The sequence below is a fragment of the Mesorhizobium sp. WSM4817 genome (genome assembly GCF_055811135.1).
In genome coordinates, this window is record NZ_JBVVQQ010000043.1 from 1 (window position 1) to 12,452 (window position 12,452).

The 12,452-nt window shown below is 63.4% G+C and carries 8 protein-coding genes; 1 reads left to right on the forward strand and 7 read right to left on the reverse strand.

Features of this window, described 5'->3' with window-relative positions; all coding sequences use genetic code 11:
* Positions 1 to 445 precede the first annotated feature (445 nt).
* Entirely contained in the window at positions 446 to 2,407 is a 1,962-nt protein-coding gene (locus tag AC0L2K_RS32525; RefSeq protein WP_473533353.1) for a M23 family metallopeptidase, read from the forward strand.
* Positions 2,408 to 2,427: 20 nt separating this feature from the next.
* On the opposite strand, the gene AC0L2K_RS32530 is transcribed toward AC0L2K_RS32525, so the two are convergent.
* The 7 genes from AC0L2K_RS32530 to prfA all read right to left on the reverse strand — a co-directional run bounded on the left by AC0L2K_RS32530 (position 2,428) and on the right by prfA (position 12,449).
* Positions 2,428 to 3,978, reverse strand: a complete 1,551-nt coding sequence (locus AC0L2K_RS32530) for an MFS transporter (RefSeq protein WP_023797308.1) — start codon at positions 3,976 to 3,978, stop codon at positions 2,428 to 2,430.
* Positions 3,979 to 4,115: 137 nt separating this feature from the next.
* The gene (locus tag AC0L2K_RS32535; protein ID WP_128169832.1) at positions 4,116 to 5,594 is read right to left on the reverse strand and encodes a L,D-transpeptidase family protein; all 1,479 of its coding nucleotides are present in this window, start codon (positions 5,592 to 5,594) and stop codon (positions 4,116 to 4,118) included.
* Between the two features lie 252 nt (positions 5,595 to 5,846).
* On the reverse strand, positions 5,847 to 6,188 hold the full coding sequence (locus tag AC0L2K_RS32540) for an MmcQ/YjbR family DNA-binding protein (RefSeq protein WP_473533354.1): 342 nt from the start codon (positions 6,186 to 6,188) through the stop codon (positions 5,847 to 5,849).
* Between the two features lie 44 nt (positions 6,189 to 6,232).
* A complete protein-coding gene (gene clpB, locus AC0L2K_RS32545) occupies positions 6,233 to 8,839 on the reverse strand; it encodes an ATP-dependent chaperone ClpB (RefSeq protein WP_473533355.1) in 2,607 nt (868 codons plus the stop codon).
* A gap of 221 nt (positions 8,840 to 9,060) precedes the next feature.
* Positions 9,061 to 10,035, reverse strand: a complete 975-nt coding sequence (locus AC0L2K_RS32550; RefSeq protein WP_128169834.1) for a DUF4167 domain-containing protein — start codon at positions 10,033 to 10,035, stop codon at positions 9,061 to 9,063.
* Between the two features lie 303 nt (positions 10,036 to 10,338).
* Entirely contained in the window at positions 10,339 to 11,229 is an 891-nt protein-coding gene (gene prmC / locus AC0L2K_RS32555) for a peptide chain release factor N(5)-glutamine methyltransferase (RefSeq protein WP_473533356.1), read from the reverse strand.
* A gap of 140 nt (positions 11,230 to 11,369) precedes the next feature.
* A complete protein-coding gene (gene prfA / locus AC0L2K_RS32560; protein WP_473533357.1) occupies positions 11,370 to 12,449 on the reverse strand; it encodes a peptide chain release factor 1 in 1,080 nt (359 codons plus the stop codon).
* Between the last annotated feature and the right edge of the window lie 3 nt (positions 12,450 to 12,452).

A 12,452-nucleotide genomic window follows, 5' to 3' on the forward strand; every position in this document is an offset into this window, starting at 1 on the left:
TCGTCGCCAGCGGCGCGCCGCCCTCGTTGGTGAGGCGTATATAGTCGGCGCCCATCCAAAGTGTCAACAACCATTTCGGTCTTTTTTGAATTTTTTGCGACGAAAGATTGCGGCGCCGATTTTCGGTAGCCGACTTCCGCGGCGGCATGGGGATAACAAAGCCGAACACCGCCACGGAGCCCTATTGCCGCCGCATTGCGGTTTGACACCAACGCCAACGAAGCTGGCGCAGCACCACTGGCGCGGCGCCTTACAAGAGACTGTAAGAGAGCCACTAAGAGAGCCACTAAGAGAGCCACTAAGAGAGCCACTAAGAGAGAAGTATGACTGGGGATCTCGGCCGAAGCCAGCCGCTTCGTTGACTTCGCCCGCCGTGACAGGCAAATGTCATGGCCACAACAAAAGCGACAAGCCGTCCCGCCCGGGGAAGAAGCAGCCTTTCTGGATGCCAGATACGGAAAATGTCATAGCCGAACTCGGCAACGAGCCGCCGCTGATTGCGGACGGTCGCAGTGGCCCGCCCGACCGGCGCGAGGTTTCGGCGCGCTGGCTGTCGGGCACTTTTCTTACCGGCGTGACGTCGAGCGTGCTGATGGGTGTGGCGCTGTTCGCAGCCCTCGACGGCCGTCAGCAATTGGCGACGCCGCCCGAAATCGCCGAACTGATCAGCCTTGCGAGAGGCGACGATTCCGGCGAGATCGCCAAGACCACCAGGCTGGTGGCGCCGCGCCAGATCGCCAAGGCCAAGGACCGCCGGCGCATGGAAGTGCCGATGGTGACCAAGGTCGGCGACCGCGATGTCATCCACACCATGCCTTTCGTGCAGATCAAGATGGCGCTTGCCGCCGGGCACACGACCAGCCGCGCCTATCCGCCTTTCAATCCGATGCAGGTGTTTGGCGACGACCGCGACGGCAATGCCGGTCAGCCGGCGACCGCCGCCGCAGGCCAGATCTATGGCGCCAAGGTCGAAAGCGAGTTGAGCCTGAAAACGGGCGATTTCCCAATCGAGACGGCAGCGTTCGACGAAAAGAGTGACTTGTCCGCCGACGAGGTGGAAAAGGTGGTGCGCGAGACCGGCACGGGTCTGAGCGACGGCGCCGTGCAGGTCGCGTCGCTGCATTATGTCGACCCGCAGCGATTCGGCGATGCATTCGCCGAGAGCATGGCCGGCTCCTACGACGTCAGGATCGTTCCGGAAAACGTCTCGGTGTCGCCGCGTGCTGCCCCCGACGATCAGGCGCCGGCCTTCGCCGAGGAGATCATCCCCTTCACCAGGGACCGCAACATCGTCGAGGCTTTCGCAGATTCGGGCTATACCGGCGAGGACGCCACCGGTATGGCCGAGGCGATCGCCAAATTGCTGAATGCGACAGCGCTCAAGGCGGGAACCGTGCTGCGCGTCGGCCTCGAGATCCATGGCGAAGCCGCCAAGGTCGTTCGCACCGGCATCTACGACAGGGCCCAGCATATCGTCACCATCGCGCTCGATGATCACGGCCAGTATGTGCCGGCGCAGGAGCCGGAGCCCAATCCCGAATTGCTGACCGCGTTCGATGATTCGCCGCCGGTGGTGGTGCGCGGCAATCTGCCGAACATCTATGACGGCATCTACCGCGCCGCCTACTCCTACGGCATGTCCAAGGCGATGACCAAGCGGCTGATCAAGCTCCTGGCGTCCGGCGTCGATTTCCAGTCGCGGCTCAATCCGTCGGACCGCATCGAGGTGCTGTTCTCGCAGCCGGATGGCGACGACCGGGCATCCGACGAATCCGAGTTGCTCTATGTCTCGGCGAGCTTCGGCGGCACGACGCGTAATTTCTACCGGTTCCAGATGCAGGACGGCAGCACCGACTATTTCGACGAGGACGGCCGCAGCGCCCAGCAATTCCTGCTGCGCAATCCCCTGCCCGCAGGAAAATTCCGCTCCGGCTTCGGTGCCCGCAGGCATCCGATCCTCGGCTATGTGCGCTTGCATACCGGCGTCGATTGGTCAGCCGCCATCGGCACGCCGATCATCGCCGCCGGCAACGGTGTCGTCGAGAAGGCCGGCTGGGCCGGCGGCTATGGCAAACAGATCATCCTCCGTCACGCCAATGGCTACGAGACCTCCTACAATCACCAGAGCGCATTTGCCAAAGGCATCGCGCCGGGCGTGCGCGTCCGCCAAGGCCAGACCATCGGCTTTCTCGGCCAGACCGGCCTCGCCACCGGTCCGCATCTCCACTACGAGCTGATCGTCAACGGCACCAAGGTCGACCCGATGCGCGTTCGCCTGCCGGTCGGCAAGGTGCTGAAGGGCGACGACCTCGTTGCCTTCAAGCGCGAGCGCGGGCGCATCGATGATCTGCTCAAGCAGGAAGACAATGATTCGCTGAAGGTCGCGAGCGCCAAGATCGAAGGCTGAGCCGAGTTGGGCCTGGCTGCTCAGCGCTGCGGAGCCTCGGATCCACGCGGCCATGGCAGTCGCTCGCCGGAAACAGTTGTCCACGCCACGATCGCCGAGAGCAGGCAAAGCAGCGCGGTCACCAAGGCGACTGCTGCGAACGCTGCGTCGCTGGCGGCAAGCCTTGCTGCATCGACATCCGGCGCCGGTTCGCCGAAACCCGGAATGCCGGATGCGGCACCGCTGTTCAGCACGGCTGCATAGACCCAGGCCGCCAGTGACCCCATCGCCGCCACTGCGATCAGGCCGCCAATGCGCGAGACGGCATTGTTGATTCCCGAGGCAGCACCGGTATCCTTGTCCTCGACCGCCGTCATCACCGCCGTCGACAACGGCGACACCACCAGCGCCATGCCGAGCCCCATCAGCGCCATCAGCGGAAACACGCCCCACCAGAAACTGTGGATGCCGGCGTAGGCCAGCAAGGCAAGCCCGGCAAAGGCAACAGCGACGACGAGACTGCCGCTGGCGATCGGAAAACGCGGACCGATCCGGTCGGACCACTGGCCGACCGGCCCCGACAACAGCGCGATCAAGACCGACAGCGGCAGGAAGATGAAGCCGACCTCGGCGGCGCTCAGCCCCCATCCGGCGATGAGCAGCATCGGCAGATAGAACAGGTTGGCCGACAGTGCGAAATAGAGGAAGAAGGTCGCCACATTGGCGCCGGCGAAGGCGCCGACCCGAAACAGCGAGAGATCGATCATCGGTTCGCGCTGGCGGCGCTCGAAGACAATGAACACGATGAGCAGCACCGCGCCGGCGGCAATGCTCGGGCCGGACATTTGCCCCTCGCCCTCTGCGCTCATCGAAGTCAAGCCGTAGGCAAGCGCTCCGAACGCCAAGGTGGCGAGTGCAGCCCCGCCGAGATCGAGGCTGCGCTTTTCGGTCGGTGCGTCGGCCGGGACCTTGGCGAGCAGAAGATAGATCGAGACAAGACCAAGCGGCAGATTGACCGCGAAGATCACCCGCCAGATGCCGTCGCCGAAGGCCGACAAGACAACGCCGCCCAGCACCGGGCCAAGCGCCGTCGTCAGCGCCGAGGCTGCCGCCCAGATGCCGATCGCCCTGCCGCGCTCCTTCTTCGGATAGGCCTTGGCGATAATGGCGAGGCTGCCTGGCACCATGATGGCAGCACCGATGCCCTGAATGGCGCGAAACGCAATGAGCATTGGTGGATTCGGCGCCACCGCGCAGGCAAGCGAGGCGGCAATGAACAGCGCGATGCCTGCCACGAAAGCATGCCGCAGGCCAAAACGGTCGCCGGCGGCGCCGCCAACAAGGATGAGCGCCGAAAGCGTCAGCGCATAGGCGTTTGAAATCCACTGTGCCTCGGCGAAACTGGCGCCAAGATCCACGCGGATCGCCGGCGTGGCGATGGCCAGGATCGAGCCGTCGATGAAGCCGAGCGCGGAAGCCAGGATCGCCGCGATCAGCACGAACCTGCGGCGCGATTGCGGGCAGAACGTATCGGCCGGCAGCGGCCTGACCAGGGGGACGGCTTCGGCGCCGACTTCGCTTGGAGAACGCATGAAGCCTGCTTAGACCTCCTATGCGCCGGCAACAACCGGCCAGAGGGTTGCTGTCGTTGAAACCAGAACAGGATCACGTCGCCCAAAGAGCCTGCTCCCGGGTTGACCCAGGACTGCGCGATGATTTGGGATAGGGCTCAGTCGATGAATTCCACCGTGACGCCCGGCGACACGATTTTTGCCAGTTCGCGCGCGTCCCAATTGGTCAGCCGCACGCAGCCATGACTTTCGGTCTTGCCGATCTTGGAGGGGTCGGGTGTGCCGTGAATGCCGTAGGTCGGCTTGTCCAGCGCAATCCAGACCGAGCCGACGGGGCCGTTCGGGCCCGGCGGGATGGTCAGGATCTTGTTGTTTTCGCCCTGCTTGAAATTGATGTTGGGATTGTAGGTGTAGTTCGGGTCGAGAGCGACCCGCGACACCGCATGCGTGCCGGTGGGTGAAGGCGTGTCCGCCGAGCCGATGGTGGCTGGATAGGCCGCGATCAGCTTTCCCGACGCGTCATAGGCGCGGGCCTGCTTCTTGCCCTTGTCAGCGATGATGCGTGCCACCGGCGTGGCCACCAGCCTGCCGAAATTGGCGACCTTGATGATCGTGCCGGGACGGTTGAAATTGGCTTCCGGATTGAGCGCCTTCAGATAGTTCTCGTCCATGTGGAACCGCTCGGCCAGCGCTTCGGTGACTGAGGTGTAGCTCAGCCGTTCGAGTTGCGCCTTCTGGCCGTAGTCTTCCGGCACCGAGGCGACATAGGGGCCGGCCGCATCCTCGGGCGTGATGCTGTAGGAGGCGAAGGCATCGCCGCCGGATTGCTCAAGCGCCGCCTGGATGCCGACCACATCGGTCGACCGCAGATTGCTGCCGGTGATCTCGTTATAGGCGGCGAGCGCCTTGTCGACATTCGAGCCGAAGCGTCCGTCGACGACGCCGGGCGAAGCGCCGGCGCGGTCGAGCAGCACTTGCAGCGCCGCGACCTCCTGGCGTGCACCGAGTGAAAGCGACGGATCGACGACAATCTTCCCGTCGATCTTTGGCGGCAGTGCCGCCTGGTCGCCCGGCGCCGTCGGTTCGACCGGTTCGATCGCAGCCTCGTTGAGCGGCTGGCGCTTGACGGTGCGCGGCCTTACCGGCTGCGGCGCTTCCGGATAATTGTTGCCATAGTTGCCGCCATCCAGCGGTGCTTCGGGAAAAGCGTCCACCGGATCGCCGTAGGGATCATATTCCTCGACCGGCGGTACGACGATCAGGCCCTCCTCTTCCAATTGCCTGCGGCGCAAGCGCGCCGTGTCCTCCGGATCGTCGAGATAATAGCGGTCGTCCTCGACCGGTCCGAGATTGCGCAAGCCCTCGCGGCGGAGTGCGCGGCGATCGAACCTGGTCTGCGGCGGCTGGATGGCAAGCACCTTGCCGGTTTCCGTATCGACGATGACGCGGTTTCCTCTGGCGTCGTAGTAGACGTCGAAATCGCCGTTCTGGGCGACCAGCACAGCATGGCTATCCGCGGCTCGGGCATCCGCGGCGCGGGCAGATCGCGGCGCGATGTCCTGCGTCGGCGCGGCCATTACACTCGAAGAAAGCAGCCCGGCGGCGAACGCCGAAAGGGTGAAGATCGTGCGGAACATGCTGGCCAAATTCTCCGGTCCGTAATTGCCGCCGCCCGGCGTTGTCTCTTTAGAGCGCCGCGCGTCCCTTCGGACGCGCAGGGACGCTCTAACACTTAAAAAACTCCGCATCATGCTTTCCGAAAATCCAATTCGATTTTCGGGCCTTTGCGGCAGGCGAACCCTTCGCCAGCAAATCAGCTGCCAACCATAAGGTTCCAACATGAACCGGGCATGAAGATGGCGGATTTCTGGCGGCCTGGAGCAAGAACACTAGCTGGCGGCGAATCCCAATTCCTTGCGCGCCTGCTTCGTCAGCTTGAGTACGACAAGGCGGTGGCTTTCGCGCAGATAGTCTTTTAGCGCGTCATCGTCCATGCTTTGGCTTGTCTGGCGCTGGATCCATTTCATGCCGCGTGAGGCAAGATAGGGCGCGGGCCGAAGGCCCGGCTGTTCCTTCAAGATGTCATAAGCGATGTCGGCCTTGCCATCGCTCCAACCGCCGATCGCAAAGACCTTGGCTCCGACTTTCCAGACATGAGCACCGCCCCACTGGACGACATGGGTCGCCGACGGCAGCGAGGCGCAGAAGCTGTTGTAGTCGTCCAACGTCATCTGCGCCCCCGTTTAATTTTTTGATTATGCGGCGGCCTCGAAAATCAGGCCGCCGCCTCGGTCGCTACGATCGTCGGCTTCGACCGGAAGTTCAACCGGTCGGAACCAGCGGTGACCTTGACGGTCGAACTGTCGAGGATGTCGCCGAGCAGGATCTTCTCCGCCAGCGGATCCTGCAGTTCCTTCTGCATCACCCGCTTCAACGGTCGCGCGCCATAGGCCGGATCGTAGCCCTTGGCGGCCAGCCAGTCGATCGCCTCCTGATCCAGCGAAAGCGTGATCTTGCGATCGATGAGCAGGCTTTCCAGCCGCTTGAGCTGGATCTCGACGATGCGGCCCATATCCTGGCGGCGCAGCCGGTGGAACAGGATCACCTCGTCGACGCGGTTGAGGAACTCCGGCCGGAACGACGCCCTGACGACTCCCATCACCTCGTCGCGGACGACATCGACGTCCTGGTTCTCGCCGAGACTGACCAGATATTCGGCGCCGAGGTTCGACGTCATGATGATCAGCGTGTTGCGGAAATCGACCGTGCGGCCATGACCGTCGGTCAGGCGGCCGTCATCGAGCACCTGCAGCAGCACGTTGAACACGTCCGGATGCGCTTTCTCGATCTCGTCGAACAGCACGACCTGGTAGGGGCGGCGCCGCACCGCTTCAGTCAGCGCGCCGCCCTCCTCATAGCCGACATAGCCGGGAGGCGCGCCGATCAGCCGGGCGACCGAGTGCTTCTCCATGAACTCCGACATGTCGATGCGCACCATGGCGCTCTCGTCGTCGAACAGGAAGCTGGCAAGCGCCTTGGTCAGTTCGGTCTTGCCGACGCCCGTCGGTCCGAGGAACATGAACGAACCGATCGGCCGGTTCGGATCCTGCAGGCCGGCGCGGGCACGGCGAACGGCTTTCGACACAGCCTGCACCGCCTCGCCCTGGCCGACGACACGCTTGCCGATTTCGTCTTCCATGCGCAGCAGCTTGTCACGCTCGCCTTGCAGCATCTTGTCGACCGGAATGCCGGTCCAGCGCGACACGATGTGGGCGACGTGATCGGGGGTGACCACCTCTTCGACCATGCCGACCTTGCCGTCTTGCGCCTCGGCCTGTGTCAGCTTCTTTTCGAGCTCCGGAATCTTGCCATAGGCAAGCTCGCCGGCGCGCTGGAATTCACCTTTGCGCTGGGCGATGGCGAGCTCGTTGCGCGCCTCGTCGAGCTGTTTCTTCAGGTCGGCTGCGAGCCCGAGCTTCTGCTTCTCGGCCTGCCACTTCGAGGTCAGTTCGGTCGATTCCTCTTCCAGGGCGGAAAGATCCTTTTCGAGCCGGGCGAGCCGGTCCTTCGACGCGTCGTCCTTCTCGACCTTCAGCGCCTCACGCTCGATCTTGAGCTGCATGATGCGGCGGTCGATCTCGTCCAGCGCTTCGGGCTTCGAATCGACCTGCATCCGCAGCCGCGACGCGGCCTCGTCGACAAGGTCGATCGCCTTGTCCGGAAGGAAGCGGTCGGCGATGTAGCGGTTGGACAGCGACGCTGCCGCGACCAGCGCCGAATCCGAAATGCGCACCTTGTGGTGCTGCTCGTATTTCTCCTTCAGGCCGCGCAGGATGGAGACCGTGTCTTCCACCGTCGGCTCATTGACGAACACCGGCTGGAAGCGGCGGGCAAGGGCGGCATCCTTCTCGACATGCTTGCGGTATTCGTCGAGCGTCGTGGCCCCGACGCAGTGGAGTTCGCCGCGTGCCAACGCCGGTTTCAACAGGTTCGACGCATCCATGGCGCCATCCGCCTTGCCGGCGCCGACCAGCGTGTGCATCTCGTCGATGAACAGGATGATGCCGCCGGCCGCAGCGGTGACTTCCGAAAGAACCGCCTTCAGCCGCTCCTCGAATTCGCCGCGATATTTGGCGCCGGCGATCAGCGACCCCATATCGAGCGCCATCAACTGCTTGTCCTTGAGCGATTCCGGCACGTCGCCATTGACGATCCGCAACGCCAGCCCTTCGGCGATCGCCGTCTTGCCGACGCCGGGTTCACCGATCAGCACCGGATTGTTCTTGGTGCGGCGCGACAGCACCTGGATGGTGCGGCGGATCTCGTCGTCGCGGCCGATGACCGGGTCGAGCTTGCCGGCGCGACCGTCGGCGGTGAGATCGCGCGCGTACTTCTTAAGCGCATCATAGCCCTGCTCGGCGCTCGCCGAATCGGCCGTGCGACCCTTGCGGACGTCGTTGATCACCTGGTTCAGCGCCTGTGGCGTCACGCCGGCCTTGGTCAGGATGTCGGCGGTCTTGGCGGATTTCTCGACCGCCAGCGCCGTCAGCAGCCGCTCGACCGTGACGAAGCTGTCGCCGGCCTTCTTTGCCAGTTCCTCGGCGGTCGAGAACACCTTGGCCAGCGGTTGCGCCAGATAGAGCTGGCCGTTGCCGCCTTCCACCTTGGGCATCGCCTCAAGTGCCGTCTCGACGCCCAGCTTGACGTCGCGGACGCTGCCGCCGGCGCGCTCGATCAACGACGCTGCCAGGCCCTCGTCGTCGTCGACGAGCACTTTCAATATATGTTCGGGGGTGAATTGCTGGTGGTTGCGCGAGAGCGCCAGGGTCTGCGCCGACTGGATGAAGCCGCGCACGCGCTCGGAATATTTTTCAAGGTTCATATCTGTCTCCTTCCGTCACCGGCCCGCTTTGCGGCACCGGATCAGATTGCGGTGACGGACCCGCCCGTTCGAGCCGGGTCCTGTTCACGCGAGATATGGGGCGCAATCCACGGACCCTCAAGACGTCCCGATAACGGCGGACTCATAATATTTCCCGGGGGCACATACAAAAACGGCGGAGATTTCTCTCCGCCGTCCAGGAATGTCTGGGCCTTGCTCGATCAGTTATTGACGTCGACGATGGTGGGCTCGCCACCGGCGTCTTCCGCCGGAGCAGCATTCACGTTATCGCCGCCAGCATTGTCGTTACCGCCATCCACCTGATCAGCCACCTGATCAGCATTGACGCGCGGACGGCGCGGACGCCTGGGGCGGCGGGCAGCGCCGCTTTCGGCGGCGGCTTCGTTCATCTCGGCCTGGGCAGCCAGAGCCGCAGGCGAAAAGCTTTCGAACTGCGGCGCGGGTTCGGCCACAGAAACAGGCTCGTTCGGAGACACAGCTTCCGCCTGCACGGGGGTTTCGTTCTGAACCGGTCTCTCGTTGCGCCGGTTCTGATCGCCACGCTGTCCGCCCTGCTCGCCGCGCGCACCAAATTCGCCGCGCTGGCCGTTCTGGCCGTAGCCGCCATTGGGGCGACGGTCGCGATGGCGGTTGTCACGCCCGCCGGCATCGCGCCCACTGGCATCACGCCCACTGGCATCACGCCCACTGGCATCACGATTGTCGCGGCCGTTTTCCTGGTTGAACGTCAATTCGGCCGGCGTGCCGTCGATGACCGGCTGCGGGCCTGCACCGTGGTTGACCACCGGAGCCGCAGTCTCGCCGACATTGCTGTTGCCGGCATTGTCGAACTCGTCGCGATCTTCGTCGCCGTCATCGTCGAAATCGTCGCGGTTCTGCTGAGCGCTCTGGATCGGCAGCTGCGCCTGCGCGGCAGCGATGATGCGATTGTAGTGCTCGGCGTGCTGGAGATAGTTTTCCGCCATCACCCGGTCGCCGGAGCTTTGCGCGTCACGGGCAAGGGTTGCGTATTTTTCGGCAATCTGCTGAGCCGATCCGCGGATCTTCACGTCCGGACCGTTGCTCTCGTAATTGCGCGTCAGGGGATTTGGACCCTTGCGGTTGTTGTTATTGTTGTTGCCGCCGCCATTGTTGTTGCGACCGCGCATGCGCCTGTTCTGCTGTTGTGGCCTCATTCGACTCTCTTCATTTTGAAATTTTCGAAAACTTTTTCACGAACGGAGGCGCTCATGCAGCCAGCCGTTTCGTCTCTTCACCGGCGTTCGCCCGCATCGATTGCGTTGGCGCCACGTGTCATCCTGTTCCGGTTACATCACTTGCCGGACGATTCCCGCACGAAGCTTGGGCGTCGTTTGCGCAAGAAGGCAGCTATTTCCAAGGAAACCGAATCGCTAAGAGCACTGCCTGCTTCGTCTCATCCGGTTAAGGCGACCCTAGCCGCATTCCCCGGCATTGCCAAGCGCTTTTTTTGCACTGCGTCACGGCTTTGTCAGTTCAAAGATCAGAACCCTCTCGTTTCCGCCAAAGTCGCGGAATACCCCCGCCGGCATATAGCCGGCTGCGGAGAATATGCCCGTGACCTCTTTACGTTGGGTGTGGCCGATCTCGACCGCAATCCTACCCTCGGCTTCCAAAAAACCTGCCGCCTCGGCGGCGATAATCCTGTAGGGACTCAGACCGTCCACGCCGCCGTCGAGGGCTTGGCGCGGATCGAAATCGCGGACTTCGCCCTGCAGATTTTCGATGTCTATGGACGCTATATAGGGCGGGTTGGCGGCCATTACATGGTATCGGCCAAAAACTTTTTCGAACCAGTCGGATTTGAGCACCTGGAACCGATCGGCCAACCCCAATTCCCCGGCATTGCGCATGGCGGTCACCAGCGCGCCTTGCGAAATATCGACACCGGTGGCGACCGCCGCCGGAACGGCGCTGAGCAGCGCCAGCGCGATGGCGCCGGTGCCGGTGCCGAGATCAAGGATGCGGCACTCGCCTTGCCGTCCCGCTGTCGCCTTCACGAAGGGCAGCACCGCTTCGACCAGCGTTTCGGTGTCCGGTCGCGGCTCCAGCGTTTCCGGTGACAGCGACAGGCGCAAGCCATAGAACTCGCGATGGCCGAGGATGCGATGCACCGGCTCACCGGCGACCCGCCGCCTCAAGGCTGCATCGATCGCGGCAATCGCGCCGGCGTCGACACCGCATTCGGGATCGGCGATGGCTTGTGTGCGGGTCGTACCGGAAAAATGTTCGACGATCAGCCTCGCATCCAGCGCCGGATCGGCGACTGCGGCCGCAGCAAGGCGTGCCCGCGCCGCTTTCAGCAGCAGCCCTAGTGTGGTGGATTTGAGGTTCCTGCTATTTGTTGGCATCAGCGTCCAGGGACCTCAAATCCACCACCTAGATACCAGCAATCTGCTGGTGTGATTTTGAATCCGAAATTCGTCATTGCGCTGCCCCAACGTGATACGAATTTCGAATTCAAAGCCACACCGGCCTACTGGGCAGACTGTCAGCCATCGAGGCCGATATCGGCGAGCAGCTTCGACTGGTGATCGGCGATCAGCGCGTCGATGATCTCGTCGAGTTCGCCCATCATCACCCGGTCGAGCTTATAGAGCGTCAGATTGATGCGATGGTCGGTGACGCGGCCCTGCGGGAAATTATAGGTGCGGATGCGCTCCGAGCGATCGCCCGAACCGACCTGCGATTTGCGCGATTCGGAGCGTTCCTCGTCAGCCTTGCTGCGCTCGAGGTCGTAAAGCCTGGCGCGCAGGATCTGCATGGCTTTGGCCCGGTTCTGGTGCTGCGACTTCTCCGCCTGCACCACCATGATGCCGGTCGGCAGATGGGTGATGCGCACTGCCGAATCGGTGGTATTGACGTGCTGGCCGCCCGAACCCGAGGCGCGCATCGTATCGATGCGGATGTCTTCGGCCCTGATGTCGATGTCGACCTCTTCCGCTTCCGGCAGCACGGCAACCGTCGCCGCCGAGGTGTGGATGCGCCCGCCGGCCTCGGTCGCCGGCACGCGCTGCACACGATGCACACCGGACTCGAATTTCAGATGGGCAAAGACCCCCTTGCCCGAAATCGTGGCGATGATTTCCTTGTAGCCGCCGATCTCGCCCTCGCTGGCCGACGCCGTCTCGAAACGCCAGCCGCGTGCCGCGGCATAGCGTTCGTACATGCGAAACAGGTCGCCGGCAAAGAGAGCCGCCTCGTCGCCGCCGGTGCCGGCGCGGATTTCGAGGATGGCATTCTTGTCGTCGGCGGCATCCTTGGGCAGAAGCAGGATTTGGATGTCCTTCTGCAGCGCTTCGATGCGTTCCTTGACCTCCGGCAGATCGGCCTCGGCCAGTGCCCGCATTTCGGCATCGGTGCTTTTGTCGGCGAGCATCGCCTGCAGGTCGGCCTGTTCATGCTCGGCGGTGCGCAGCGCCCTGATCTTAGCCACCATCTCCTGCATGTCGGCATATTCCGACGCCATCTTGACATAGGCGTCCGCCGCCGGCCCGGCCGACATTTGCGCTTCGAGCATGTCGAAACGCTTGACGACTTGATCCATGCGGTCGCGGGGCAGGTTGATCATGGC

Excerpts from the sequence above, each read along its gene's own strand:
- AC0L2K_RS32525 (WP_473533353.1), top strand. The coding sequence starts at position 446 with ATGCCAGATACGGAAAATGTCATAGCCGAACTCGGCAACGAGCCGCCG.
- AC0L2K_RS32530 (WP_023797308.1), bottom strand. The coding sequence starts at position 3,978 with ATGCGTTCTCCAAGCGAAGTCGGCGCCGAAGCCGTCCCCCTGGTCAGG.
- AC0L2K_RS32535 (WP_128169832.1), bottom strand. The coding sequence starts at position 5,594 with ATGTTCCGCACGATCTTCACCCTTTCGGCGTTCGCCGCCGGGCTGCTT.
- AC0L2K_RS32540 (WP_473533354.1), bottom strand. The coding sequence starts at position 6,188 with ATGACGTTGGACGACTACAACAGCTTCTGCGCCTCGCTGCCGTCGGCG.
- clpB (WP_473533355.1), bottom strand. The coding sequence starts at position 8,839 with ATGAACCTTGAAAAATATTCCGAGCGCGTGCGCGGCTTCATCCAGTCG.
- AC0L2K_RS32550 (WP_128169834.1), bottom strand. The coding sequence starts at position 10,035 with ATGAGGCCACAACAGCAGAACAGGCGCATGCGCGGTCGCAACAACAAT.
- prmC (WP_473533356.1), bottom strand. The coding sequence starts at position 11,229 with ATGCCAACAAATAGCAGGAACCTCAAATCCACCACACTAGGGCTGCTG.
- prfA (WP_473533357.1), bottom strand. The coding sequence starts at position 12,449 with ATGATCAACCTGCCCCGCGACCGCATGGATCAAGTCGTCAAGCGTTTC.